The sequence below is a fragment of the Corynebacterium vitaeruminis DSM 20294 genome, assembly GCF_000550805.1.
Classification (GTDB): Bacteria; Actinomycetota; Actinomycetes; order Mycobacteriales; family Mycobacteriaceae; genus Corynebacterium; species Corynebacterium vitaeruminis.
This window is the reverse complement of record NZ_CP004353.1, coordinates 794,092-818,610: the sequence shown is the minus strand read 5'-3', so window position 1 is coordinate 818,610 and position 24,519 is coordinate 794,092. Positions and strand designations below refer to the sequence as shown.

22 protein-coding genes, 1 tRNA gene and 2 pseudogenes are annotated in these 24,519 nt (G+C 67.4%); 15 read left to right on the top strand and 10 right to left on the bottom strand.

Annotated features, from left to right (window positions below; all coding sequences use genetic code 11):
* Positions 1 to 47 precede the first annotated feature (47 nt).
* Both B843_RS03850 and B843_RS14100 read right to left on the bottom strand, forming a co-directional pair.
* On the bottom strand, positions 48 to 509 hold the full coding sequence (locus B843_RS03850; protein ID WP_244877351.1) for an NADPH-dependent F420 reductase: 462 nt from the start codon (positions 507 to 509) through the stop codon (positions 48 to 50).
* Between the two features lie 63 nt (positions 510 to 572).
* Positions 573 to 731 (bottom strand): NAD(P)-binding domain-containing protein, encoded by a 159-nt coding sequence (locus B843_RS14100; protein ID WP_244877350.1) that lies wholly within the window; start codon positions 729 to 731, stop codon positions 573 to 575.
* A gap of 118 nt (positions 732 to 849) precedes the next feature.
* On the opposite strand from B843_RS14100, the gene B843_RS03845 reads away from it, so the two are divergent.
* Positions 850 to 1,446, top strand: a complete 597-nt coding sequence (locus tag B843_RS03845; RefSeq protein WP_025252204.1) for a TetR family transcriptional regulator — start codon at positions 850 to 852, stop codon at positions 1,444 to 1,446.
* A 75-nt stretch (positions 1,447 to 1,521) separates the two neighbouring features.
* On the opposite strand, the gene B843_RS03840 is transcribed toward B843_RS03845, so the two are convergent.
* The 5 genes from B843_RS03840 to B843_RS03820 form a co-directional block, all read right to left on the bottom strand.
* Positions 1,522 to 1,884 carry a biotin/lipoyl-containing protein gene (locus tag B843_RS03840; protein WP_025252203.1) on the bottom strand — a complete coding sequence of 121 codons (363 nt, stop codon included), beginning with the start codon at positions 1,882 to 1,884 and terminating at the stop codon, positions 1,522 to 1,524.
* A 15-nt stretch (positions 1,885 to 1,899) separates the two neighbouring features.
* Positions 1,900 to 2,160 (bottom strand): hypothetical protein, encoded by a 261-nt coding sequence (locus B843_RS03835; protein ID WP_025252202.1) that lies wholly within the window; start codon positions 2,158 to 2,160, stop codon positions 1,900 to 1,902.
* A 12-nt stretch (positions 2,161 to 2,172) separates the two neighbouring features.
* On the bottom strand, positions 2,173 to 3,729 hold the full coding sequence (locus B843_RS03830; protein WP_025252201.1) for an acyl-CoA carboxylase subunit beta: 1,557 nt from the start codon (positions 3,727 to 3,729) through the stop codon (positions 2,173 to 2,175).
* Positions 3,730 to 3,741: 12 nt separating this feature from the next.
* The gene (locus B843_RS03825; RefSeq protein WP_025252200.1) at positions 3,742 to 5,223 is read right to left on the bottom strand and encodes a methylmalonyl-CoA carboxytransferase subunit 5S; all 1,482 of its coding nucleotides are present in this window, start codon (positions 5,221 to 5,223) and stop codon (positions 3,742 to 3,744) included.
* 282 nt (positions 5,224 to 5,505) lie between these two features.
* A complete protein-coding gene (locus B843_RS03820) occupies positions 5,506 to 5,829 on the bottom strand; it encodes a hypothetical protein (RefSeq protein ID WP_025252199.1) in 324 nt (107 codons plus the stop codon).
* A gap of 134 nt (positions 5,830 to 5,963) precedes the next feature.
* On the opposite strand from B843_RS03820, the gene B843_RS03815 reads away from it, so the two are divergent.
* The 4 genes and pseudogenes from B843_RS03815 to B843_RS03800 all read left to right on the top strand — a co-directional run bounded on the left by B843_RS03815 (position 5,964) and on the right by B843_RS03800 (position 9,408).
* Positions 5,964 to 6,725 (top strand): DeoR/GlpR family DNA-binding transcription regulator, encoded by a 762-nt coding sequence (locus tag B843_RS03815; RefSeq protein ID WP_025252198.1) that lies wholly within the window; start codon positions 5,964 to 5,966, stop codon positions 6,723 to 6,725.
* A gap of 72 nt (positions 6,726 to 6,797) precedes the next feature.
* Positions 6,798 to 7,361 carry a hypothetical protein gene (locus tag B843_RS03810; protein ID WP_025252197.1) on the top strand — a complete coding sequence of 188 codons (564 nt, stop codon included), beginning with the start codon at positions 6,798 to 6,800 and terminating at the stop codon, positions 7,359 to 7,361.
* 96 nt (positions 7,362 to 7,457) lie between these two features.
* Positions 7,458 to 8,006 carry an NADPH-dependent FMN reductase gene (locus B843_RS03805; protein WP_025252196.1) on the top strand — a complete coding sequence of 183 codons (549 nt, stop codon included), beginning with the start codon at positions 7,458 to 7,460 and terminating at the stop codon, positions 8,004 to 8,006.
* Between the two features lie 201 nt (positions 8,007 to 8,207).
* A pseudogene (locus B843_RS03800) lies at positions 8,208 to 9,408 on the top strand (IS1249 family transposase).
* 158 nt (positions 9,409 to 9,566) lie between these two features.
* Here B843_RS03800 and B843_RS03795 read toward each other — a convergent pair.
* Positions 9,567 to 9,639 (bottom strand) — tRNA-Ala (locus B843_RS03795).
* 176 nt (positions 9,640 to 9,815) lie between these two features.
* Here B843_RS03795 and cynS point away from each other — a divergent pair.
* Positions 9,816 to 10,265, top strand: a complete 450-nt coding sequence (cynS, locus tag B843_RS03790) for a cyanase (protein WP_025252195.1) — start codon at positions 9,816 to 9,818, stop codon at positions 10,263 to 10,265.
* A gap of 6 nt (positions 10,266 to 10,271) precedes the next feature.
* On the opposite strand, the gene B843_RS03785 is transcribed toward cynS, so the two are convergent.
* A complete protein-coding gene (locus B843_RS03785) occupies positions 10,272 to 11,411 on the bottom strand; it encodes a cation:proton antiporter (protein ID WP_025252194.1) in 1,140 nt (379 codons plus the stop codon).
* 172 nt (positions 11,412 to 11,583) lie between these two features.
* On the opposite strand from B843_RS03785, the gene B843_RS03780 reads away from it, so the two are divergent.
* The 8 genes and pseudogenes from B843_RS03780 (at position 11,584) to B843_RS03750 (ending at position 20,352) form a co-directional block, all read left to right on the top strand.
* Entirely contained in the window at positions 11,584 to 13,377 is a 1,794-nt protein-coding gene (locus B843_RS03780) for an alkaline phosphatase D family protein (protein ID WP_025252193.1), read from the top strand.
* 29 nt (positions 13,378 to 13,406) lie between these two features.
* Positions 13,407 to 14,684, top strand: a complete 1,278-nt coding sequence (locus B843_RS03775; protein WP_025252192.1) for an acid phosphatase — start codon at positions 13,407 to 13,409, stop codon at positions 14,682 to 14,684.
* Positions 14,685 to 14,719: 35 nt separating this feature from the next.
* The gene (locus B843_RS03770) at positions 14,720 to 15,847 is read left to right on the top strand and encodes a FecCD family ABC transporter permease (protein WP_155895095.1); all 1,128 of its coding nucleotides are present in this window, start codon (positions 14,720 to 14,722) and stop codon (positions 15,845 to 15,847) included.
* Positions 15,844 to 16,200 (top strand): annotated as a pseudogene (locus B843_RS14245) (iron chelate uptake ABC transporter family permease subunit); the annotation flags it as partial. The gene B843_RS03770 and the pseudogene B843_RS14245, both read left to right, overlap by 4 nt.
* A 133-nt stretch (positions 16,201 to 16,333) precedes the next feature.
* Positions 16,334 to 16,933 carry a FecCD family ABC transporter permease gene (locus B843_RS03765; RefSeq protein WP_280512671.1) on the top strand — a complete coding sequence of 200 codons (600 nt, stop codon included), beginning with the start codon at positions 16,334 to 16,336 and terminating at the stop codon, positions 16,931 to 16,933.
* A gap of 25 nt (positions 16,934 to 16,958) precedes the next feature.
* A complete protein-coding gene (locus B843_RS03760) occupies positions 16,959 to 17,873 on the top strand; it encodes an ABC transporter substrate-binding protein (RefSeq protein WP_155895094.1) in 915 nt (304 codons plus the stop codon).
* 2 nt (positions 17,874 to 17,875) lie between these two features.
* Positions 17,876 to 18,709, top strand: a complete 834-nt coding sequence (locus B843_RS03755; RefSeq protein WP_025252189.1) for an ABC transporter ATP-binding protein — start codon at positions 17,876 to 17,878, stop codon at positions 18,707 to 18,709.
* A 77-nt stretch (positions 18,710 to 18,786) separates the two neighbouring features.
* A complete protein-coding gene (locus B843_RS03750) occupies positions 18,787 to 20,352 on the top strand; it encodes a hypothetical protein (RefSeq protein WP_025252188.1) in 1,566 nt (521 codons plus the stop codon).
* 32 nt (positions 20,353 to 20,384) lie between these two features.
* Here the strand turns inward: B843_RS03750 and B843_RS03745 are convergent, their stop codons facing one another.
* Positions 20,385 to 23,201, bottom strand: a complete 2,817-nt coding sequence (locus tag B843_RS03745) for an FAD-binding and (Fe-S)-binding domain-containing protein (RefSeq protein WP_025252187.1) — start codon at positions 23,199 to 23,201, stop codon at positions 20,385 to 20,387.
* Positions 23,202 to 23,322: 121 nt separating this feature from the next.
* Between B843_RS03745 and B843_RS03740 the strand changes: the two genes are divergently transcribed.
* Positions 23,323 to 24,444 carry an AI-2E family transporter gene (locus B843_RS03740; protein ID WP_169729834.1) on the top strand — a complete coding sequence of 374 codons (1,122 nt, stop codon included), beginning with the start codon at positions 23,323 to 23,325 and terminating at the stop codon, positions 24,442 to 24,444.
* The last annotated feature ends 75 nt before the right edge of the window (positions 24,445 to 24,519 follow it).

The following is a 24,519-nucleotide window of genomic DNA, read 5'->3' as shown; positions in this document are numbered from 1 at the left end:
CCTAGGCAAGCGCTCGATTGGGCTCGTTCACGGCCTCTCCCACGGGGTTAGTGATGGACCTCGATGTTGAGCTCGAAGGTACCCAAAAGCTCTGCCAGTTGGAAGTACAGCCGCATGTACATCTCGGAGCCGCGGGCACCGGTGATCCCGCCTAGGTCGATGACGCGATCGGCGGGCCAGCCGAAGGATTCGACAACACCCATGGCCACGTCCTTGGCCCCGGCGTCGTCACCGGCGATGAACAGCGTGTGCTCGCCCGGCACGCGGGCGGGATCCACCATGACCTGACAAAAGACCGTGTTGAGGGTTTTGACCACCTTCGACCGCGGGAAGGCGCGCTGGACCTGCTCGCCCAGGCTGTCGGTGTTGGCCACGGTGAGCGTGGGCGGGAGCCCCTGGGAGAGGTCGAGCGGGAGCGCCACGTCGATGACGACCTTGCCCGCAAGGTTCTCCTCGCCGACCGCCTGCAGGGCAGCCAGGGTATTGGCGCCGTTGCTCGCGTTGACCACGAGCTCGGCGAAGAAACCGGCGTCCGCGAGGGAAAGCAGCGAAACGTCCTCGTGCTCGGCCTGTCACTGCGCGTACGGCGGGGTTCCCATGCCGTCCGGCTCGGTGCGGGCCATCGTCGCCTGCGGGTCGCGGGTGCCGACGGCCACCTCATGGCCCAGCCCGGACAGGCGCTCGGCCAGGGTGCGTCCCACCATGCCGGTTCCGATCACTGCGATCTTCATTGTGTGTCTCCTTCTGTGAGCTCAGGAATCACCCTCGGCAATTCCAACGGTTGCGTTGGAACCTACGCTAGTCCGAGTGTGCAATAATTGCAACGGTATCGTTGGAATTGGAGGGAACATGAGCTGGGACACCGAAAAGACCAAGACAAAGATCCTGGTAGCCGCCACGAACGAGTTCGTCGCGCGCGGGCCAAACGGCACGACGATCGAGCGCATCGCGCGCGAGGCCGGCGTCAACAAGGAACGGATTTACAACTACTTCGGCGGCAAGGATGCGCTCTTTCGCACGGTGCTCCACCGGGAGATGACCACCGCCTTCGCCGCGGCCCCGGTCCCCAACGCCGGGCCGGAGGCGATCGCGGAGTACGCCGGGCAGCTCTTCGACTACATGCAGGAGCACCCGCAGTTCGTCCGGCTCCTCCAATGGGAGGCGCTGACCGTGACGGGGCCCGTCGTCGACGAGGAGGCCCGCGCCGACGGCTACGCCGCCCGTACGGCCGAGATCGGGGCCGCCCAGGGGGCGGGGAGGATCACCGGCACAATCGGCGCCGACCTCATCAACATCCTGCTGCTGGGCATAGCCGGATACTGGGCGGTGCTGCCGCAGGTCACCCGGATGGTCACCCGCGCCGACGCAAACAACGACGCCGAAACCGCCCGCCGCCGGGCGGCCGTGGTCGAGGCCGCCTACCGCCTCGCCTCCCCCACCGGCTAGCGGCGAACCCGCCTTCGGCCGTCGGCAAGCAAAAGCAAAACGCCCCGCCGAAGCGGGGCGTGTGGCACAGGCGGGCTAGTCGATGACGATGAGCGCCTGACCACCCTGGACGGACTCGCCGACCTCCACGCGGATCTGGCCGACGGTGCCTGCAGTCGGAGCGGTGATCTCGGTCTCCATCTTCATGGCCTCGAGGACCAGCAGGACCTGGCCGGCCTCGATCTCGTCGCCCTCCTCCACGAGAATCTTGAACACGGAGCCTGCCAGCGGCGCGACGACCGCGTTGGCGGACACACCCTGGACGGACGCGGTGGCGGGCTCGGAGTGCGTCTGCGGCGCGCCGCCGCCGAAGACGATGGTGCCCAGCTGGCGCTGCTCCTCCTCGACCTCGACCTCGACAGAGTAGGCGATGCCATTTACTGTCACATTGAGTTTCATAGTAATTAACCCTTCCTACAGCTGACTTGGGATGTGGTGTTGAACGTTCTGGCGGCCCTGGGCTGCCCACGTGCGGTGACGCTGGTAGCGGACTGCCTTGACCTTGCCCTTGTTACCGAGGAAGGCGGACACGGCCGCGGAGATGGCGATGACCACGTCCTCCGGGATGGAGGCGTCGGAGCGCTTGCGCAGCTCGGCGATCTCGGCCTCGGCGGCGTCGAGTCGCTTGGTCAGATGCCCGATGAGCTCCAGCAGTTGCTCGTTGTTTTCACTCATGGTGATTACTCCTTACACCGGTCCCAGGCCGTGCTTCTTGGCGGGTCGGGTCTCGCGCTTGTTGGCGAGGACCTCCAAGGCATCGGCGATGTGCAGGCGGGTCTCCGCGGGGTCGATGATGTCGTCGACCAGCCCGCGGGAGGCGGCCATGAACGGGGTGGAGAAGGTGTCCTTGTAGAGCTGGATGAGCTCCTCGCGCTTGGTCTCCTTGTCCTCGGCCGCCTCGATCTCCTTGCGGAAGACCACGTTGACGGCACCCTCGGCGCCCATGACGGCGATCTCGGCGGTGGGCCACGCGAACACGCGGTCGGCGCCCAGGTCCTTGGAGCACATGGCCAGGTGGGCTCCGCCGTAGGACTTGCGCAGCTCGATGGTGATCTTCGGGACGGTGGCCGCGGAGTAGGCGTAGAGCATCTTCGCGCCGTGGCGGATGATGCCGCCGTGCTCCTGGGCGACACCCGGCATGAAGCCCGGCACGTCGACGAAGGTGACCAGCGGGATGTTGAACGCGTTGCAGAAGCGGATGAACTCCGAGCCCTTGTCGGAGGAGTTGATGTCCAGCACGCCGGACATGACGTTCGGCTGGTTGGCGATCACGCCGACGGTGCGGCCGACGATGCGGCCGAAGCCCACCACGAGGTTCGGGGCGAAGCCCGCCTTGACCTCGAGGAAGTCGCCGCGGTCGACGACGCGGGTGATGATCTCGCGGACGTCGTAGCCCTTCTTGCCCTCCACCGGGACGATGTCACGCAGGAACTCGTCCGGCTCGACGATCGGGTCGGGGTCGACCACCGGCGGCTCCTCGGTGTTGTTCTGCGGCAGGAAGCTTAGGAGCTTCTGGGCGATGAGGATGGCCTGGTCGTCGTCATCGGCGACGAAGTGGATGTTGCCCGCCTTGGTCATGTGGGCGTCGGGGCCACCGAGCGCCTCGGCGGTGACGTCCTCGCCGGTCACGGACTTGATCACGCCCGGGCCGGTGATGAACATGTTGGCCTTGCGGGTCTGGATGATGAAGTCGGTCAGCGCAGGCGAGTAGGCAGCACCTCCGGCGCAGGGGCCGGCGATGATGGAGATCTGCGGGACTAGGCCGGACAGCAGGACGTTCTTGTAGAAGACCTTGCCGTAGCCGGACAGGGAGTCGATGCCCTCCTGGACGCGGGCTCCGCCGGAGTCGTTGATGAACACGAACGGGGTGCCGGTGGTGGCCGACGCCTGCATCATGGCCGCAACCTTGTTCGACTGGGTCTCGCCCGCGGAACCGCCCATGACGGTGAAATCCTGGGAGGCGATGTGCAGCGGGCGGCCGAACACGGCGGCCGAGCCGGTGACCACGCCATCGGCGGGGGCGACCGCCTTGTCCATCCCGAAGTGGGTGGTGCGGTGCTTGGCGAACATGCCGGTCTCGTGGAAGGTGCCCTCGTCGACGAAGGCCTCGATGCGCTCGCGGGCGGTCTTCTTGCCCTTCGCGTGCTGCTTCTCGATCTTTGCCTCGCCGCCGCCGAGCATGACCTCTTCGCGGGCCTTGGCCAGCTGCTCAAGGCGTTGCGCCATGGACTTTTCTTCAGCCATTGTTCTAACTCCTTACTCAGCTGGTTCGACGTGAACGGTCTGGCTACGGCCACCGACGGTGACCTTGTAGGTGATCGGCTCGAGGACCGGCTCGTTCTCGCGCTTCTTGATGAGCGCCGGGTCCTTGCCCACGTTCTTCGGGCCCTCCGGGCGGGTCTTGAAGAAGCCGGGGGCCACGCCCGGGAACAGGGCGTTGGTGAGCACGTCCTCGTCGGTGCCGTTGAAGCCCTCGAGCTCGCCAGCCTGGGCGACCAGGCCGTCCCACTCGGGCTCGAGCAGGTCGGCCGGGCGAACCGTGATCTGCTCCTTCTTGGTCTGCGCCGCGGCCTGGGCGATGAGCTCCGGGTTGCGCTCGCCGATGCACTCGCCGTAGTAGCCGAGCATGAGGTCGGCGAACTCGGCGGTCATGACCTTGTAGCGGCCCATGAGCACGTTGAACACGGCCTGGGTGCCCACGATCTGGGAGGACGGCGTGACCAGCGGCGGGTAGCCGGCGTCCTTGCGCACGCGCGGCACCTCGGCCATGACCTCGTCGATGCGGTCGCCGGCGCCCTGCGCGGTGAGCTGAGACTCCATGTTCGACAGCATGCCGCCCGGGATCTGGGAGAGGAAGATGTTGGTATCCACCAAGGTCTTCGACTCGAACTCCTTGTACTTCGGGCGGATCTTCTTGAAGTGATCGCGGATCTTGATGAGGCGATCCATGTCGAGGCCCGTGGTGTAATCCATGCCCTCGAGCATCTCCACGAAGGACTCGGTCGGGTTGTGACCCGGACCCAGCGAGAGCGAGGAGATGGCGGTGTCGACGACGTCGGCGCCGGCCTCGATGGCCTTCATCAGAGTGACCATGGTAACGCCCGTGGTCGAGTGGCAGTGGACGTTGATCTGGGTGTCCTCGCCGTAGGTTTCCTTAATGCCCTGGATGATGTCGTAGGCGGCCTGCGGCTTGAGCAGCGCGGCCATGTCCTTCAGCGCGATGGAATCCGCACCCATGTCCAGCAGCTGGCCGGCGAGCTTGATGTAACCCTCGGTGTCATGCAGCGGGGAGACGGTGTAGCAGATGGTGCCCTGCGCGTGGCCGTCCACCTTCTTCACTGCCTGCATCGCGTGCTCGAGGTTGCGGGGGTCGTTGAGCGCGTCGAAAACGCGGAAGACGTCCATGCCGTTTTCCTTGCTCTTCTCGACGAACTTGTCGACCACCATGTCCTCGTAGTGGCGGTAGCCCAGAAGGTTCTGCCCACGCAGCAGCATCTGCAGCCGGGAATTGGGCATCAGCTTGCGGAAGGTGCGCAGGCGCTCCCACGGATCCTCGTTGAGGAATCGGATGCACGAGTCGAAGGTGGCGCCGCCCCAGCACTCCACCGACCAGTAACCAGCGTTGTCAATGTCCTCGCACGCTGCGACCATGTCCTCCATCGCCATGCGGGTAGCAAACAGGCTCTGGTGCGCGTCGCGCAGTGCGACCTCAGTCACTCCAATTGTTCTTTGGCTCATAACCCACAATCTATGCGCACTTTCGGGCTTTTGCAGAACCAAATCCACTTGGCAAAAATCACATCATAAAAGCAACATAATCCAACATCAACCAACAAAATCGTTTCCCCAGCACAGGACGGTATTGCATGCCGGGCACCACTGTTGTCTGACCACTGTGACTTTTGTCTCTACCCGTATTTTTCTGCAAATTTTCCCCAGCTTCCGGTCGCGCGAGCTGCGGATTCCTTTGCTTTCGCTTGTCGACGCGTACCGCACCGAGCCTTCCGATCGGGCGCGCCGCTACCCCACCGCGACGAGACGCTCGGCGACGAAATCCCGGAACTGGGCCAACAGATCCGGCAGCGGGGTGGCCATCTCCCGCGACATGAGGAGCGCCCCACCGTCGCGCAGGAGCGAGCCGACCCGGTCGCCCGTATCGCCGAGGAGCACCACCGGCATGTTCGGATAGGTATCAAAAGCGTAGGCGGCGTCGACGACGAGCCCGTCACACTCGCAGGCGCGGTCGAGGCTGCCCACCCAGCGCGCCTCCGCCCCGTCCGGCAGGTAGCTCGCGACGTCGCGCGCCAGCTTTTCGTTCATGATGAGACCAATGGTGATGATCATTGCGATCGTTCCCCTTCCGCACGCTTGACGTGCTGTTTTACGTTCTCCTTCGTGGACAGACACCAGAATAGGGATGGTTTCGACCATCGTAAATGATTCATCATGATCGAACTTGGCGCGCTATGATCATCCCCATGGAGCAGCAGGAACGCCACCGCGCCATCATCCGCGCGGTCGACAACGGGGCCAAAACGATCACGCAGCTGCGCGAGCTGACCGGCGCCTCGGCCATCACCATCCGCCGCGACCTAGCCACGCTGGAGGAGATCGGCGCGGTCGAGCGCTTCCGCGGCGGGGCGCGGCCGGCCACCCGGCGCGGGGCGAAGTACCCGCTCGCCGTGCGCCAGACAGAGGACCCGGCCGGCAAGCGCGCCATCGCCGCCGAGGCCGCCGCCTTTGTGGAGCCGGGCATGAGCGTGCTCATCGACGCGGGCACCACACCTTTGGCCGTCGCAAAGCATATTGCGGGAGCCAAGATCACCGCCTTGGCCATGTCGCTCTACGCGGGTGCGGCGCTGGCAAAGGACACGGACACCGAGGTGGTCATCCCGGGCGGCTCCATCAACAGCGACGACCTCGCCGTCTGGGGCCCCGCCGCGGTGGAAACCGTGCTGTCGATGCGCTTCGACCTGGCGTTCATCGGCGTCTGCGCCTGCGACCCGAGCGTGGGCGTCATGTCGCCGAATCTCAACGAGGCCACGCTCAAGCGCGCCTACTTCCAGGCAGCCCGGCGGGTGATCGTGGTGGCAACACCTGAGAAGTTCACGCGCATGTCGACCCACCGGGTGGCCACGATGGATCAGGTGGACACCGTCATCACCAACGAGCTTTCCGACGACCTTGCCACGCAGCTCACCGAGGCCGGAACGAATCTCATAGTGATTCCTAAGGAATAGGCGAGAATTGGGCATGCGTTTCCATTAATCTTGGGGGCACACCTTACATTCACCCGACCCCAAGGTTTACTCATGAAGAAGACCGTGCTTGCGGCGACCACCCTTTTTGTCGCCGCGCTGAGCCTGACTGCCTGCACTGATGGCAAAAACAGTTTCCCCATGCCCGCCCCCGACGCGGAGACCAGCCCCCGGCCCGCCCCGGCCACGACGGTCCCCGCGGAGATCAACACCCCGTTCAAGGTCGCACAGTACGAGGGCGACGACGTGACGATGACCGTCCGCGAGATCACCGTCGGGCAGGAATGCCGCTACGGCACCCTGGGCGAGGAATACGGCCCGGACATCGACACCAACTCGCAGGTGCTCCTCCAGGTCTGGGCGGAGGTCGAGGCCACCACCGTGAAGCAGGACTTTCCCGAGTACATCCTCGCGATCCCGAAGACGCTCGACGCCGACGGCTTCACCACCAACGCCTGGTCGGCGAACCGCTGCAAGGACCCCACCGACAACTACGGCCAGTGGTTCGACGCCACCGCGCAGGGTACGAAGACCCGCCGCTACGGCGCGTTCGCCATCCCGAAGGGCTCCACCCAGCTCAAGCTCGAGAGCGGAACCTTTACACTTCCCGCCAGCTAGGAAGGCGACGCTAACAATTTGCTTGCGGCCCTAAAACCGTCGTGTTTTACTCGAATCAGCTGATAAAACACGACATTTCCTACAGAAAGGGTAAGCATGAAGATCGGAATCATCGTCGGGTCCATCCGCGAGGGCCGCAAGGGTCTGCTCGTTGGACGTTGGGTGGAAGCTGTCGCGCGTGGCCACCTCGACCACGACGTCGCGCTGCTCGACCTCAAGGAATTCGACGTCCCGCTGCTCACTACGTCGATCCTGCCCGCGACCGCGGAGAAGAAGTACGACTCGGAGAACACCCAGAGCTGGAGCACCGCCGTCGATGGCTGCGACGCCTTCGTGTTTGTCACCCCGGAGTACAACCACGGTGTGCCCGGCGCGTTCAAGAACGCCGTGGACTCCCTCGGTCCCGAGTGGACGGGAAAGGCGGTCGGGTTCGTGTCCTACGGCGCCAATGACGGCGTGCGCGCAGTCGAGCAGTGGCGGCAGATCGTGGCTAACTTCCACATGACCGACATCCGCGCCCAGGTTGCGCTCTCCGTCTTCTTCGAGTTCGCTGAGGACGGATCCTTCACCCCGAACGAGCGCCGCGAGGGCGAGCTGAAGGCGATGCTCGACCAGCTCGCCGCCACCGCCGCGCGCGGGTGCTAGGTACTCCCCCACCGCAAGGTTGTCGCGGGCCCCTGCGGGTGGCCTAAACGACAGAATGTGTTGCTGAGATTGTGTATTTAGCCGGTGTGACCTGTTGATATTAGTAAAGTTTCACTTATCTGGAGTGATATCCATTCATTGGGCCGGAAATCCGACCTTGTGTTCACCGATGTGCTCGTGCTCTAGATTCACGATGGTGGGATGAGCAAAAATCATCCTCGATGCTCCGTCTGCGACGGGGACTGCACCAAACACGGAACAACCAGCGCCGGGCGGCAACGGTGGCGATGCTGCACCTGCAAAAGCCACCTTCACCCGCACCAACAACGACGCCAACCAAGCAAAATGGTTCCGCATCTTCATCACGTGGCTCATTTCCGGCCATAGCCTCGCTAATACTGCTGCTACCTGCGGCGTTTCCACAAGAACTTTGCAACGGCACTTCACACCGTTCTGGCTTATCCAACCACCCCGCAACGTGGACAAGCAGCGCATCTACGACCAGGTTTTTATCGACGGAACGTACTTCAACACCAAATGCCTAGTCGTGGTCGCAGACATCTCACATGTCATCAACTGGTTCTGGTGCACACGCGAATCATCCTGGTCCTACATGCGTTTGCTGGACCCGCTGGCTCCCCCACAGCTGGTGACCTGCGACGGGGATTCTGGAGGGCTTAAAGCAATCAAACGTCTCTGGCCACACACGCCCGTGCAACGCTGCATCGTCCACGTCAAACGCAACATTCAACGAGCAACCGGCCTTCATCCCACCTCACCGATGGGCAAAGCATTACGACGCCTGTCGTTTGAACTACTGGCCGTTGACAACCTCGACGATGCAGCCCGATGGGTAGTCAAACTGCAGCGCTTCGGTGATGTCTTTGCCACCCAGCTCAAAGCAAGGACCTACGTCAAAGATGTCCCCTTTGACCAAATTCCCAAGTCAAAGCGCAAAAACAAGCTCTGGTGGTACACCCACGAAGTCCACCGTGGCGTCTACCGACAGTTGGTGACAATGAGTCAGCAAGGCCACCTTTTTGCCTACCTATCCGAAGCAGCACCAGGTCAGAGGCTGGAACGGACCACCAACAGTCTGGAAGGTGGCATCAATGCGCAAATCAAAAAGCTCATGTATGACCATCGTGGGCTACGCGATGAACAGCAACGCATCGCCTGCGACTGGTGGCTCTACATGCATACGCAGCTGCCTGACGATCCGATTGAGATCGCCAGGCAGCAAAACTGGGGTCAGGACGCACTCGCCAAAGTTAAAGTCCTCACCAACCAGGAAACACAAGCCACCAGCGGACACGAAGACGGCCGCCCAGCAGCCTTCGACAGTGCCATCGACACTGCCTACAACCACTCTATGGGAATACGCAAAGGTCACATACGCTAAACCCCCAACCCCACCAACACAAAATGTCGTTCACTACGACACGCCGTAAAACAACACATTCTGTCGTTTAAGCCGCGGGTGGCCCCCAGCCAAGAAGGGCCCTGAACGCCAGAAGGCGAGGCCACAGACCTGTTTCAAGCCTGTGACCTCGCATTTTGTGGAGCATAGGGGAATCGAACCCCTGACCTTCGCATTGCGAACGCGACGCTCTACCAACTGAGCTAATGCCCCAATGCCTGATACCTTACTCCTTCTCGTCTGAGAACCTAATTCCGGGTCCATCATGCCCTGACCCGCCTCCGAATGCTTTCGAGAAAGTGCCCCTTCACCTGGCCCGTTGCATCTATAGAGCTATAGGTTTATCGTTTTTCTATACATCGACAGTTAAAGCTCGAATTGGAGGAACGATGCAACCGATCATGGACAAGTACGAGGCAGGAAAGCTCGTGGACGCCCAGCGCATCCGCAAGGGCAAGACGTGGGCCGAGCTAGCCGCGCTCATCGACCGCCCGCTGGTGTGGTCCACCTCTGCCCTGCTCGGCAGCTTCCCTGTCCCGGAAGAGCTGGCCGACAAGGTCTGTGCGGAGCTCGAGCTCGGCGAGGACGTTCGCGAGGCGCTCATGCAGCAGCCGACCCGCGCCTTCGACGCTGCGCTACTCGACGACCCGACCATCTACCGCTTCATGGAGGCCATCAAGGTCCACGGTCCCGCCCTCAAGGCGCTCGTGCACGAGGAGTTCGGCGACGGCATCATGTCAGCCATCAACTTCCAGATGGACTTCGACCGCCGTGAGGATCCGGCAGGTGATCGTGTGGTGGTCACCTTCGACGGCAAGTTCCTCGACTACCACTGGTAAAGATCGCTAGACACCCTGCGGGTTCGCCTCGGCCTGAATGGTCGCGGCCACCCGCGGCGCCAGCATCGCCACCGCGCCGATCGTAATCACGGCGCTCAAGAGGAACGCCGGATCCTCCCACACCTCCAGCATCCCGTGCGCCTGCCCCAGGGCCACGGCGCCGATCGGAATGCCCAGCTGGCCTGCGGTGACCGCGGCCATCGCCCACGGCTGCTTGGCGACGGCGGGCAGCAGGTGCAGCCCGATTCCTACCACCGCGAGCGCGATGCCGAGCCCGATGGAGCGCGGCTCCTCCGCGAGCGCGCGCAGGTCGATCGAGGAGCCCAGCCACACGAAAAACAGCGGGGCGAAAAAGCCTTCGGTCAGGGCGAACATCTGACGCTTGAGCCGCTTCGGCTCGCCATTGACGGATACCGCGATGCCGAGCGCGAAGCCCGCGAGCATGACGGACACGCCCATCGACACCGCCACCGCGGCGAGCACGAACAATGCCAGCAGTACTATGCGCATCTCCAAGGCGAGCCGGTGGCTCCTGGAGACCGCCCGCATGCGGCTTTGATACCTCGAGTGAGTGACGAAGCCGTAGATGGCGGCTAGCACGATCACTGCCGCCGTCCCCGCCACCGCCTTGAGTACTCGGTCGGGCGCCATGACCACGGGGAGCGCGACGATGGCGGCGGCATCGGCCACCGCGATCTGCATGATCATCGCCGTCGGCTGCCGCCCCGCGATCTTCACCCCGCCTAGGGCCGGGACCACCAGCGAGGCCGAGGAGCTGGCCATGATGACGGCGTAGACGAGACCGTGCGAGGTGCCGAAGTAGCGGGCGATCGCAAGGCCAGCGGGCACGCACAGCGCCCCCACGACCGCGGCGCGGATGAGCCCCAGCCCGAGCCCCCGGCGCAGGTTGGGGTCGTGAAAGGGCACGTGGGTGCCGGCGATGAACATGACCAAGGCGAAGCCCACCTGTGCCATGAAGCTAAACGTCGGGTCGGAGGCGTCGAACAGCCGCAGTCCCGTGGCCCCGAAGACGATGCCGACCATCAGTTCGCCCACGACCACCGGCATCGACAGCCGACGCGGGAGATTCAGGAGGGGACCGACCAGCGCCACAAGGCCCAAGAGAGCCAAAAGGTAGAAGCTCATTCGTCAAGCGTACCGCCCGCGGGTGCGACGCCGAGGCGCATCAGACCGGCGGGGTTCGGCCGCCGACCCCGTTTACCGCCTCGTGTCGTGAAGGTGAATTCTCGGCGAACCTGTGTCACACCCGTCACTGGCGCACGACGAAAACTGAAGCGGAGGCCTAGCATCCTCCGGCATGGACGCCCCTCGCACTCCCCTGCTGTGTAGCCGCCGACGCTTCCTTGCGGGCGCCGCCGCCGGTGCGGCAACGCTCCCCTTCTTCACCCACGCCGCGGCCCGAGGGCAGGAAAGCCGCGAGGCGTCGACAAGCGAAAGCGGAAGCACTGACCTCGTCTTTCGGCACTCGGTGGCCTCCGGCGACCCGCTACCCAACGCGGTGGTGCTGTGGACGCGCGTGACGCCGGTTCCCGAGGCGACCCCGGGCTCGGGCGCGGGGGAGCCGACCACCGTGCGCTGGGAGGTGGCAACAACCCCCGACTTCGCCGCGATCGCCGCCAGCGGCGAGGTGCTCACCGACGCCGCGCGCGACCACACGGTTACCGTCGACGCGCGGGGGCTTGCGCCCGCGACCAGCTACTTCTACCGCTTCACGGTGCTCGACGGCCCCGCCCAGGGGGCCACCTCGCGCACCGGGCGCACCCGCACCGCGCCCGCGGCGAACGCCAGCCCCGACAACCTGCGCTTTGCGGTGTGCGCCTGCTCCAACTACGAGGCCGGGTTCTTTAACGCCTACCGCGAGATCGCCAGCCGCGAGGACCTCGAATTCGTCCTCCACCTGGGCGATTTCACCTACGAGTACGCCTCCGGAAGGTACGGCGCGGCCTTCGGCCACATCGTGCGCGAGGTGGCACCCGCGCACCGCACGACGAGCCTCACCGACTTCCGCGTCCGCCAGGGCCACTTCCATGAGGACCCCGACCTTGCCGACATGCTCGCCGCGAAGCCGCTCGTGGCCATGTGGGACGACCACGAGTTCACCGACAACGCGTGGGGCAACGGCGCGACCGGCAACTCCTTCGCGCCCGGCGAGGACTTCCCCGCGCTGAAGGCGGCGGCGATGCAGGCCTATTTCGAGTGGATGCCGGTGCGCGCGGGCGTGGGGCAAGGCGCCGACCAGCCGTCCGAAGCGGCGGAGTCGGGACAAGACACCCGCCACGTCTACCGCCACCTCGCCTACGGCCAGCTCGCGGAGATCATCCTGCCCGACCTGCGCAGCTACCGCGACTACCAGGTTCTTTATGCGAGTGCCGGCGGGATCGCCGCCGACCCCGATTACCTGCGCGCCGTCGGCCGCGACGATCGCACCATGATGGGGCGGACCCAGTTCGACTGGTTCGCCGACGTTCTCACCACCTCGGCTACTCGGTGGCAGCTCGTGGGAAACGAGGTCATGTTTGCCCCGCTTACGCTGCCCGCTACCCTCGATCCGCAAATCCAGGACTGGCTGGTCAGCCAGACCGGATTCCCCGCCGACGGCATCGCACTCAACTCAGACCAGTGGGACGGTTACATGGCCGAGCGCCAGCGCGTCATCGACCTCATCGCCGAGCACGACCTCGGCGGGGTCGTCTTCCTGACCGGCGACATTCACTCTTCGTGGGCCTCGGACATCCCGCAGTCGGCGGGCGACTACCGCCTTGGCCGCAACGGAAAGGTCGTGGCCACGGAGTTCGTCACTCCGTCCGTGACGGCCGCCAGCCTCTTCGACACCCTCGCGCGCAGCCCTCAGCTTTCCGACGCCATTCGGCAGCTCATCGCACACTCGGAGGAGGCGCTGCGCCAGTTCGCACCCTGGCACAAGTACGTCGAGCTCTCCGAGCACGGCTACCTGGCCGTCGACGTCACCGCCGAGCGCGTGCGCGCCGACTTCCACCACGGCCCCGTCACCGCCCCGAACGCCCCGCTCGCGCTCGCCGCGAGCTACCAGGCGATCCACGGCTCCCCCGGCGCCACCCCACTCGTCTCCTAGCCACCACCGCCTCCCGAAAGGCACTGCCCGTGCACGTTTTCTCCCCCTACCCGCTCGCCCGCGCTATCGCCCCGGCGCTCGCTGCCGCCCTCGTTCCGGCCCTGGCCGCCGGCCACGCCGTCGCCGCCACCCCGCAGGAGCTGCAGGCACAGTACGCGCCCTCCTCGCTTCCCGCCACCTCGCACCCCGGCGCGCCGGTGCCCGCGCCCTTCAGCCCGGAGTACCTCGCGGGCTACGTCTCGGACTTAAGCTCCTACCCGGGCGGGACCTACTACCAGGTCGTCGAGGGGTTTAGTGACCTGCGCGCGAACCACCCGGAGACGATGCGGGAGAACCTGGACGCGGTGGTCGCGATGAACACCTCCGCCTCCCCCACACGGATCGCGGCGGCCCAGGCCGACGCGCGCGTCGACGACGGCGAGCTCCTCGCCGCCTTTTCAGACGCCTTCGGCGTCACGCTCGGCGGCTACCTGCGCGCCGCCATCGCCGAGAACCGCTTGCCCAAGACCCGAGCCCTGCTAGACTCGGGCTACCTCTCTCGCGCGCAGGGGCTGGCGGCCTCGACGCTCATCGAGAAGTCCGTCTTCAACAACCCGCGCCCCTTCGTCGCCGCGCCGGAGAAGATCGCCCGCCACAACGCCCCGGGCGAGGACTTCTACGATCTCGGCGGGCAGGGTTCCTTCCCCTCCGGCCACGCCAACCAGGCCGCGCTGGTGACCACGCTGCTATCCGCCGTGCTTTCGGAGCTCGCCCCGCAGCTGCTCGCGCGCGGGTCGCAGGCCGGCGAGTCGCGGGTGGTCATGGGCGTGCACTACCCACTCGACGTCATCGGCGGGCGGATGACCGGCGTGGCGGCAGCCGCCGATCGCTGGAACGACCCGCACATGCGCGACGCGCTCACCCAGGCGGGCGCGGAGCTGCGCGCGGAGCTCGAGTGGCGCGCGGGCGTGCCCCTGGCGCAGGCGGTGGCCTCGCAGGACGCCGCAGGCGAGGGATTCCTTGACACGGATGAGGCGGTTGCCACCTACGCCGCCCAGGGCACCTACGGGCTCGCGCCGGTCGCGGCGGACAACGCGCCTATGGTGGTCCCCCAGGCCGCCCCGGACCTGCTCCTCAACCGCTTCCCTGCGCTCGACTGGGGCCAGCGCGCCCGTGTCATCGCGGCGACCGCCCTGCCCTCCGGTTCGCCCCTCGACGACCAGGGCCCGCGCGGCTCCTGGCAGCGCGTCAACCTCGCCGCCGCCTTCGCCGCCGACGTGCAGGTGGGCGCGGGCGGGACGCTTATCGTCAATGGGGTCGCCTCCTAACTTACTCGGGCCGGTTCTGAGAGTTCTCTCTCAGATTGGATTTTCGGACATGGCTAAGGTTAGCCTTACATTATGTCCTCAATCGTTTCAGCGGCCCCCACCACGGCCTCGCCCACGCCCCGGCGCGCGCCGCGGGGCGGGCGTCGGCTCGCCGGGCTGCTCGCCTCGCGGGGGCGCTCGCCCTCCTGGCGGCGGCGAGCCTCGTGCTCGGTGCGAAGGCCACCTCGCCGAAAGAGGTCCTGCGCGCCCTGCCCCAGGCCTGGGAGATCCTGCGCGGAAACGTCGACGCGGGCAGTACCGGCGAGGTCGCCGGGATACTTGCCACCATGCGCATCCCCCGTACCGTGCTCGCGATCGCGGCGGGCGCGGCGCTCGGCATGGCGGGCTCGCTCGTGCAGGGGCTTACACGCAACCCGCTCGCCGATCCCGGCACGCTCGGCATCAACGCCGGGGCGGCGCTCGCCGTGGCGGCCGGGATCTACCTGTTCGGCATCACCTCCATGCAGGCCCACCTCTTCCTGGCCTTCGCGGGCGCGGGGCTCGCGGCGCTTCTGGTCTTCGGCCTGAGCGCCTCGGGCATGGGCTCGGGCGACACAATCCGGCTGGTCTTGGCGGGTGCGGCGCTCGCGGCCGTGCTCGCCTCGGGCACCGCGGCGATCGTCTACGTCGACCCCAACGCGCTCGACGCCCTGCGGTTCTGGCAGGCGGGCTCCGTCGCGGGCCGCGGCTTCGACGTGATCCTCCCGGCCCTCGTGCCGATGGCCGTCGGCACGCTTCTAGCGCTGGCGCTGGGCCCCACGCTCAACGTCCTCGGCCTCGGCGCCGAGGCGGCGCAGGGCCTAGGCGTGCACGTCCTGCGCGCGAACGCCGTGGGGCTGGTCGCCACCGCGCTGCTCGCCGGCGCCGCCACCGCCGCCGCGGGTCCCATTGGCTTCGTGGGGCTGGTCGTGCCGCACGTGGTGCGCGCGCTCACCGGGCCCGACTACCGCTGGGTGACCCCGTACGCCGGGCTCGCGGGCGCCTGCCTGCTGCTTTCCGCCGACGTCTTCGGCCGCGTGGTCATGCGGCCGGGCGAGCTGCAGGCGGGCATCGTCATCGCGCTCGTCGGCGCGCCCGCCTTCGTGTGGCTCGTGCGCCACCGGGAGGCGGTGAGGCTGTCATGACAAGCATGACGAGCACGACGAGCATGACTAGCACAGCCGAGACCCGCGAGAGAGGACTTCTCGTCCTCGGTTCCGCACGGATCCGCTACCAGCCGCGCGCGGTGCGCGCCGTTACGGTGTTGCTCGCCGCCTGCGCGCTGGTGTGGGTGCTCAGCCTCGGCATCGGGCAGTTTCCCATGAGCCCCGTCGAGGTCGTGCGTGTCCTCGCGGGCGGGGGCACGAAGCTCCAGCGCACAGTGGTCATCGACTGGCGGCTGGCCCGCAGCCTCGTCGGCCTCGCCGTCGGCGCGGCGCTCGGGCTCTCGGGGGCGATCACGCAGCGCATCGCGCGCAACGGCCTGGCCAGCCCCGACATCCTCGGCATCAACCAGGGGGCGACCGTCGCCGCGGTGGCCTGCATGGTCTTCGGCGCCTCCGGGGGCGCTCGGTGCGCTCGTCGCCGTCCCCGTCGCTGCGGTCGCCGGCGGGCTTGCCACCGGCGCGGTCATCTGGGCGCTCGCCCGGCGCCAGGGCGTGGACACCTACCGGCTCGTGCTGGTCGGCATCGGCGTCAACGCCTTCCTCCACGCGCTGGTCACCTACATGCTCGCGGCGACCGACCTCAACACCGCGGCCGCCGCCAAGGTGTGGATGGTGGGCTCAGTCAATGGACGCACCTTCGACCAGCTGTGGCCCACGCTCGCGGTGCTCGCCGCCTGCTCGCTGGTGCTGGCGCGTATCGCCTACCACCTGCCGGTTCTCGAGTTGGGCGACGACCTCGCCAGCTCACTCGGCGTCCCGCTGAAGAAGGTCAACGCGACGGTGCTGGTGGTCTCCATCGTGCTGGCGGCGGTGGCCGTCTCCGCGGTGGGGCCGGTCGGCTTCGTGGCCTTCGTCGCCCCGCAGCTCGCACTCCGGCTGACCCGGGCGTCCGCTCCCCCGCTGGCCGCCTCGGCCGTCGTCGGTGCCCTCTTGACCTGCGCCTCCGACCTGGTGGCGCGCAGCGCCTTCCCGTGGGAGGTCCCCGTGGGCATCGTCACCGTCGTCATCGGCGGGCCGTTCCTCATCTGGCTGCTGTGGCAGCAGTCGAAAACCCGCACCCGCTAAACACTTATAACGAAAGGATCCACACATGTCCCTGATCAACCGCCGCGACTTCCTCCGCCTCGCCGCAGGCTTCACGCTCGCCGGCGCCGCGGCCGGGGCGCTGGCCGCCTGTGGCAACTCGTCGACAAGCGAAAGCTCGAGCAGCGAGACCGCCGGAGCCACCGACATGCGCGTCGTGGCGCTGAACACCGGGCAGCTCGACAACCTCCTCGAGCTGGGGATCCTCCCCGTGGGCGCGGCGAAGGCGAAGGACGCGGACGTCATCCCGCAGTTCATCCGCGACCGCTACGGCAAGGACTTCGACCTCGATTCCATCGCCGACTGCGGCCTCCGACAGAATCCGGACCTCGAGGCGATCGCGGCGCTAGAACCCACCCTCATCTGCGCGAACTCGCGCACCGACGAGGCGATACTTACCCAGCTGCGCGCCATCGCCGAGGTCGTCACCGGCGAGGGCGGCGGCGAGAACTGGAAGCAGGACCTGGCCACCATCGCGCAGGCCGTGGGCAAGGGCGACGAGGCTAACGCCAAGCTCAAGGAGTACGAGGACGACGCCAAGGCCTGGGGCGCCACGCTGGCGAGCGTGCCCACCGTCAGCTTCCTGCGCTCGAAGGACCAGCAGTACCAGCTCTACGGCGTGAACTCGATGGCGGGCTCCGTCGCCGCCGACGCCGGGCTCAAGCGCCCGGAGAACCAGCAGAACATCGAGAAGGCCGGCCTCGACCTGTCCCCCGAGCAGCTCTCCGAGGCCGACGCCGACTGGATCTTCTACGGCGTCCAGGACGGCGACGCCGACCCCTCCTCCGCCTCCACCTGGCCCTCGCTCAACGCGGTGAAGAACAACCACGCCGTCAAGGTCGACTACGAGGCCTGGTACATGAACGCCTCGCTGCTCTCGGCCACCATCATCCTCGACGGGCTGAAGGGAGCTCTGAGCTAGCCATGAACGCCATGGACGCCGTCAACACCCCGGCCGCGCGCCTCGTGGCCCGGGGCCTAAGCCTCGGCTACGGCACGACCCGCGGCGCAGACGCGCTGGTCAACCGCGACGTTAACCTCGCCATCCCCGACCGACAGGTCACCACCATCATCGGCGCGAACGGCTGCGGCAAGTCGACGCTGCTGCGCGGGCTGGCCCGGCTCATGGCGCCCGCGGCGGGCGCGGTCACCCTCGACGGGGTGGACATCGCGGGTCTTCCCGCCAAGCGCCTGGCCACAAAAGTGTCCATGCTGCCCCAGTCCCCCATCGCGCCCGCGGGCGTCAGCGTGCGCGAGCTGGTCAGCCGCGGCCGCCACCCGCACCAGAGCTGGCTTAGGCAGTGGTCGGCCTCGCACTCGGCGGCGGTCGATCGCGCGCTTGCGCTCACCGGGCTGAGCGAGCTCGCCGACCGCCCCGTCGACACGCTCTCCGGCGGGCAGCGCCAGCGCGCGTGGATCTCGCTGGTGCTCGCCCAAGACACCGACATCGTCTTCCTCGACGAGCCGACCACCTACCTCGACCTCGCATACTCCGTGGAGGTCCTCGAGCTGGTGCGCAGGCTCAATCGCGAGCAAGACAAGACCGTGGTCATGGTGCTCCACGACCTCAACCTCGCCGCCCGCTACTCCGACAACCTCGTGCTCATGCGCGAGGGCGCGATCGTCGCCCAGGGGCCGCCCGCGGACGTCATCAGCGAGCACACCCTGCGGGAGGTCTTCGGCCTGCACGCGCGCGTCGTCGACGATCCGGTCACCGGCGGCCCGCTCATCGTGCCCGAGGCGGGCGTGCGCGTCTAGGTTTTCGCTTGTCGACGGCCAAGGCTGGCAGGCCGTAGGCGTCGAGAAGCAATGGCGCATGGGTTAGGCTTGCCCCCATGCCCCACTTCCCCGCCCGCCTCCGTCTGCTCGCCGCCTGCCTCGTCGCGTGGGGCGCGCGGATGGCGGTGGCGGCCGCGGGCTGGTTCTACTGGGACGACCTCACGCTTCAAACACAGGCGCCGTCGGTGTCGCCGTTTTCGCTGCACGACGGCCACCTCATGCCCGCCGCCTGGCTCGTGGAAAAGGCGCTGGCCAGCCACGCGCGCCTCGACTGGGCCGCCGCGCTTATCGTGCTCGGCGTCCTGCAGCTTCTCGCCGTCGCCGCCGTGGCATGGGCGGCGGCGGGGCTGTCCAAGCGCCCCGCGCTGCCGGTTGTCGTCTACGGCCTCTTCCCGCTCGCGCTGCCCACGGCGTGGCTCGCGGTGGGGATCAACTCGCTTCCCGCGCACGCCGGCCTGGCGCTCGCGATCGGACTCGTCGCGCGGCGCAGGCTGTGGCCGATCCCGCCGGTCATCCTCCTTGCCTGCCTGTTCAGCGAGCGTGCCCTAGTCATCGGCCCCGCATTGCTGCTGGCCGCGGCCTGCCTGCCGGGCGCGCGCATCACGCGCCGCCTGCTGGGCGTCGCGCTGGTGCCCACGGCCGCGTGGGGCGCGCTGTATTTCTTGCTTGCCGACGGCGCAAGCGCCGCCCACCACAACTCCCTGTGGGAGGTCCTGTGGACCGGCTACGCCAAGGCCGTGGCCCCAACCTTCGCGGGCGGCCCCTGGGCCTTCGACCGCTGGCACCCCGGCCCGCCGTTCGCGCACGTCTCGTGGTGGCAACCGGTGCTCGGGCTTGCCGCCGCCGCCCTCGTGGTGTGGTGGTCGCCGGTGAGGAAGGCCTGGTGGCCGGTGCTGGTCTACCCGGCGGCACCCCTGGTGGCGATCTACCTGGCCAGGGAGAGCGCCGACACCCCGCTCACGCTCGTGCTCACGCTGCGGCACCTCAGCGAGCTGGCGGTGCTCATCGCAGTGGTGCTCGCGGTGCAGCTGGATCGCAGGCCCGCGCCGCTTTTTCCGGCCGCGGCGCTGGTGGCATCCTGCGCGGTGACCGTGACGAGCTTCGCCATAAGCTGGCACGACCAGCCCGCGCGCGCCTACTTCGCCCACCTTCGGGCCTTCGACGGCAAGGTGCTCGACCAGGAGGCGAGCTGGGACGTCCTAAGCCCCCTGGTCTTCCCCTACAACCGGCTGGGCGCCCTGCTCCCAGAGAAGGTCTCCCCCGCCATCAACACCCCGCGCATCGTCGGCCCCGACGGGACGGTGATCGACGCGGACTTCTTCCCCGCGCGCTCGACCGGCGAGGGGCCAGAGGAAGGATGCGGGTGGCGTGCCGAAGGCGTCGAGAAGCTAGCGCTTGACGGGCCGCTTCTCGACCGCGAGTGGGTCGTGCAGCTCAACTACTTCGCGCCCGAGGCCGCGACCGCGACGCTGGCGCTCGACGGCGAGGCCGCGCGCTTCGGCCTGGAACCCGGCCTGCACCAGGTGTACGTGCAGGTCACCGGCGGCGGCAGCGCGCTCACCATCGACGCGCCCGGGGCGTGCGTGGGCAACAGCCACGTGGGCACGCTCATCGCGCGCTAACTTCCCGGCGGCGCGATCGCTACCTCGCGGCCCTACGGTCGCGAGGCCAGCTCCAGCAGCTCAAGCACGTGCTGGTAGGGCTCGCCGGTTGCGCGCGAAAGCCCCAGCTCGCAGGTGCGGTTGAGGCTGGCGTGGTACTGCGATCCGACCCGGCGCGCCTCGGCCGCCTCCTCCTGCGTGGCGGAGTGCGTGAGCTCCGGGTGGAGCATGCCGCGGTCGCCCGCGTAGCCGCAGCAGTTCCAGTTCACCGGGATGGTGACCTCCTTCGCCGCGGCCTTGGCCACGGCCTCGAGGTCACCGATGATGCCCAGGTGCGTCGAGCTGCAGGTCGGGTGCAGGGTCACCGACTCGAGCGGGTGGGTCACGGTGATCGCGGGCAGGACGTGCTCGCGGACGAAGGTGACCGCGTCGATGACAGTCAGCCCCGCGGCCTCGGCCATCGCCTTAAAGCCCTCGCTGCACGAGGAGGCGTCGGAGATGATCGGCAGCTCGCCGCCCCTTGAAGCCCTGGTCAGCGACTCCTGGACGCGCTTTTCCATGATCGCGTGTCCCTTGGCCACGCCCTTCGAGGTCCAGGGGGTGCCGCAGCAGAGCGAGTCGATGTCGTCCGGAACGCTCAGCGCGAGCCCCGCGCGCTCGACGAGGCGGACGAAGGCGTCGGTGGCACCCACGCCGGTGCCGCCCTCGACGGGGCCGAACATGGTGTTCACGCAGGCCGGAACGTAGACGGCGATGGGGCTGGCCCCCGGCGCGCCCACGCGGGTGCCCAGGCGCGAGCGCTGCTTGCCGCCCTTGCCCAGCTCCGGCTGGTACTCCGGCATGACGTCCTCGCCGACGAGCTTGCGGGCGACGTCGGTGACGGCCTTGGTCAGGGACGTGGGCAGGTAGGACACGCCGGTCAGCGCCGCCGAGGCCACCGGCGGGACGGCCTTCCAGCCCTTCGCGGCGGCGGTCCACGCGGCCGCCGTGGCCTGGTTGGCCTTGCTCCCGCCCTCGTTGCGCTCGCGGCGCAGGCGCTTGATGAACTTTCCGGTGTCGATGCCCACCGGGCAGGCGGTCACGCACATGGAGTCCACCGCGCAGGTGTCGATGCCCTGGTACTCGTACTCGCGCTGCAGCTCTTCGGCCTCGGCGGTGCGCCCCTCGGCGAGCGCCTTCGCCCGGGCGCGGCGGACGACGATGCGCTGGCGCGGGGTGAGCGTGAGGTTGCGCGAGGGGCAGACCGGCTCGCAGTAGCCGCACTCCACGCAGCGGTCGATCTCCTGCTCGACCTGCGCGTTGAGCTTGATATTTTTCAGGTGTGCCTCGGGGTCGTCGTCGATGATCACGCCCGGGTTCATGATCCCGCGCGGGTCGCAGGCGCGTTTCAGCTCCTTGTGCACCTCGTAGAGCTCGTCGCCGTACTGGCGGCGCACATAGGGCGCCATCGCGCGGCCGGTGCCGTGCTCTGCCTTGAGGTTGCCCTCGGCGGCCAGGATGAGGCTGACCATCTCCTCGTTGAAGTCGGTGTAGCGCCCGAGCGCCTCCTCGCCCTCGAAGCGGTCGGTGAGCAGGAAGTGAATATTGCCGTCCTTGGCGTGGCCGAAGATGACGGCGTCGTCGTAGCCGTAGCGACCAAACAGCTCCTGCAGCGACTCGCAAGTGGGCGCGAGGTCCGCGACGGGGACGACGACGTCCTCGAGCAGCGCGGTCGTGCCCGAGCGGCGCGCGCCCGCGACCGAGGCGTAAAGCCCGTTGCGGAAGGCCCAGGCCACGGCGCGGTCGTTCGCGTCCTCCGAGAACGCCGCCGCGGCCCGCAGCTTGAGCGTGCCCAGCAGGTCCGAGCCCGCCTTCTCCAGCGCCTTGAGCTCCTCGTGCTCGTTCGCGTGGTACTCGATCAGCAGGGCAGCTTGCTTGTCGACGCTAAAGCCGGTGATCGCCTGGGGCACGCCGGTCAGGATCTGGCCCACGACGATGGACGACGAGTCCATGAGCTCCAGCGTCGCCGCGCCGGTGTCCAGCAGCGCGGGCAGCGCGCGGGTGGCCTCGTCGAGGTCGTCGAAAACCGCCACGGTGGTGGTGGCGAACTTCGAGATCGGCACCGTGCGGAAGACCGCCTCCGCGACGAAGGCGAGCGTCCCCTCCGAGCCGATGATGAGGTGCTCGAGCAACTTCGCCGGGCTCTCGAAGTCGAGGAAGGAGTTGAGCCCGTAGCCCATGGTGTTCTTCAGGGCGAAGTGGCGGCGGATCTTCTCCACCGACTCCGCGTTGCCGCGCACGCGGCGCTGCAGGCGGGTGAGCGCCTCCGTCAGCTCCGGCTCCAGCTGGGCGAGCTTGCGGTCGGCGTCCGCGTCGGCGGTGTCGATGAGCGTGCCGGAGGGAAGGATGAAGGTCATCGACTCGAGCGTCTGGTACGTGTTGAACTCGGTGCCGCAGGCCATGCCGGAGGAGTTGTTGGCGATGACGCCGCCGATGGTGGCGGCCGAGGAGCTGGCCGGGTCCGGGCCCAGCTTGTAGCCGTAGAGGCTAAGCCTGGCGTTGACCTGGCGAACCGTCACGCCGGGCTGGACGCGGACCCGCTTGCCGCCGTCGAGGACCTCCACGTCCTTGAAGTGGCGGCGCACGTCGACCAGGATCCCGTCGCCGGAGGCCTGACCCGCAAGCGACGTGCCGCCGGAGCGCAGCGTGACCGGCACTCCCTTTTCGGCGCCCGCGCGAAAGGCGGCGGCGACCTCGGAGGCGTCCTTGGCCACGACGATCGCCTGCGGCGTGTAGCGGTAGTGGGAGGCGTCCGAGGCGTACTTGGTTCGCTCGATGAGCGAGGTGCGAACGTCCTCGGCCGCGATGGCATTCTCAAGTTGGGTGATCATGGACACAATCCTAGTGGTACGACCACGATCGTGTCTGGGGTTTTGTGCTCGAACCCACTGTTGGAAGCGATCCAGACCTCCTAGTCGTGGCGCTGCGGCGGGTTGTGCCAAGATTGAGGGCATGATGAAGTCTTGGATGGATCGCCTCCAGCGCGACGTGCCCTACCCCGTCATCGTGGCGGCGGTCTGGTCGCTCTGCCTCATCCTCATTGCAGGCGGCCTCATGGTAGCTGGCCGAGTGATCGGCAAGATCTCCATGGTGCTCATCCCGCTGGCCGTCGCGCTGCTCATCTGCGCGATGCTCGAGCCGATCAACCGCTTCCTGCTGCGCAAGGCCCACTTCCCCGCCACCCTCGCGGCGATCGTCACCGAGGCCGCGTTCTTCTCGCTGGTCGCGGCCGCCTTCACCCTCGCCATCGAGCGGCTCACCTCCGGGTTTAGGGACCTCCTCTCCGGCGCCACCCAGGGCATCAACCAGATCACCGACTGGCTGCAAAACGGACCGCTGCACCTCACGCTCCCGCACAACTCCGTGCTGTTGGACAAGCTCAACTCGATGGCCTCCGGCGGCACCGAGTCGCCGCTGTTTTCCGGCGCGGTGAAGCTGGGCACCACCACCGCCGACGTCATCGCGGGCCTGCTGATCTGCATCATCGCGACCTTCTTCTTCCTCCACCAGGGCAAGCGGATCTGGCGCTTCCTGCTCCTGTTCATCCCCGCCCACTCCCGTCCTTCGACGCATGAGGCCGCCCGCCGCGGCTGGGTGAGCCTCGGGTCCTATGCCCGCGCGCAGCTGGCCGTCGCCGCCATCAACGCCTGCGGCATCGGCGTGGGCGCCTGGGCGCTCGGCCTGCCGCTCATCATCCCGATCACCGTCATCGTCTTCCTCATGTCGTTTATCCCGATCGTCGGCGCGTTCCTCTCCGGCTTCGTCGCCGTGCTCATCGCCTTTGTGGACAAGGGCTTCTGGATGGCGCTGGCGATGCTCGCGGTCGTGCTCGTCGTGCACTTCATCGAGGCCAACGTGCTCCACCCCTTCCTCATGGGGCACGCGGTTAGCGTCCACCCGCTCGGCGTCATCGTCGCCGTGGCGGCCGGCACCTACCTGTTCGGACTGCCCGGGGCGCTGTTCGCGGTGCCGGTCGTGGCCACGCTCAACAGCGCGATCCGCTACCTAGTCGGGCACGATCCGTTCCCAGAGCTGGGGACCGAGGCGCCGGTGCCTCCCAAGGAAGTGGCTTAGAGGGTGAGGGGCGGAAGCCGTAGGCGTCGACAAGCAAAGCAACGGGCGTGATGGTAGATGGGCGGCTTTTCACAC

What these genes read in the sequence shown, in the direction of transcription:
- B843_RS14100 (WP_244877350.1), bottom strand. Translation starts at nt 731, where the DNA reads ATGAAGATCGCAGTGATCGGAACCGGCATGGTGGGACGCACCCTGGCC.
- B843_RS03845 (WP_025252204.1), top strand. Translation starts at nt 850, where the DNA reads ATGAGCTGGGACACCGAAAAGACCAAGACAAAGATCCTGGTAGCCGCC.
- B843_RS03840 (WP_025252203.1), bottom strand. Translation starts at nt 1,884, where the DNA reads ATGAAACTCAATGTGACAGTAAATGGCATCGCCTACTCTGTCGAGGTC.
- B843_RS03835 (WP_025252202.1), bottom strand. Translation starts at nt 2,160, where the DNA reads ATGAGTGAAAACAACGAGCAACTGCTGGAGCTCATCGGGCATCTGACC.
- B843_RS03830 (WP_025252201.1), bottom strand. Translation starts at nt 3,729, where the DNA reads ATGGCTGAAGAAAAGTCCATGGCGCAACGCCTTGAGCAGCTGGCCAAG.
- B843_RS03825 (WP_025252200.1), bottom strand. Translation starts at nt 5,223, where the DNA reads ATGAGCCAAAGAACAATTGGAGTGACTGAGGTCGCACTGCGCGACGCG.
- B843_RS03820 (WP_025252199.1), bottom strand. Translation starts at nt 5,829, where the DNA reads ATGATCATCACCATTGGTCTCATCATGAACGAAAAGCTGGCGCGCGAC.
- B843_RS03815 (WP_025252198.1), top strand. Translation starts at nt 5,964, where the DNA reads ATGGAGCAGCAGGAACGCCACCGCGCCATCATCCGCGCGGTCGACAAC.
- B843_RS03810 (WP_025252197.1), top strand. Translation starts at nt 6,798, where the DNA reads ATGAAGAAGACCGTGCTTGCGGCGACCACCCTTTTTGTCGCCGCGCTG.
- B843_RS03805 (WP_025252196.1), top strand. Translation starts at nt 7,458, where the DNA reads ATGAAGATCGGAATCATCGTCGGGTCCATCCGCGAGGGCCGCAAGGGT.
- cynS (WP_025252195.1), top strand. Translation starts at nt 9,816, where the DNA reads ATGCAACCGATCATGGACAAGTACGAGGCAGGAAAGCTCGTGGACGCC.
- B843_RS03785 (WP_025252194.1), bottom strand. Translation starts at nt 11,411, where the DNA reads ATGAGCTTCTACCTTTTGGCTCTCTTGGGCCTTGTGGCGCTGGTCGGT.
- B843_RS03780 (WP_025252193.1), top strand. Translation starts at nt 11,584, where the DNA reads ATGGACGCCCCTCGCACTCCCCTGCTGTGTAGCCGCCGACGCTTCCTT.
- B843_RS03760 (WP_155895094.1), top strand. Translation starts at nt 16,959, where the DNA reads ATGTCCCTGATCAACCGCCGCGACTTCCTCCGCCTCGCCGCAGGCTTC.
- B843_RS03755 (WP_025252189.1), top strand. Translation starts at nt 17,876, where the DNA reads ATGAACGCCATGGACGCCGTCAACACCCCGGCCGCGCGCCTCGTGGCC.
- B843_RS03750 (WP_025252188.1), top strand. Translation starts at nt 18,787, where the DNA reads ATGCCCCACTTCCCCGCCCGCCTCCGTCTGCTCGCCGCCTGCCTCGTC.
- B843_RS03745 (WP_025252187.1), bottom strand. Translation starts at nt 23,201, where the DNA reads ATGATCACCCAACTTGAGAATGCCATCGCGGCCGAGGACGTTCGCACC.
- B843_RS03740 (WP_169729834.1), top strand. Translation starts at nt 23,323, where the DNA reads ATGATGAAGTCTTGGATGGATCGCCTCCAGCGCGACGTGCCCTACCCC.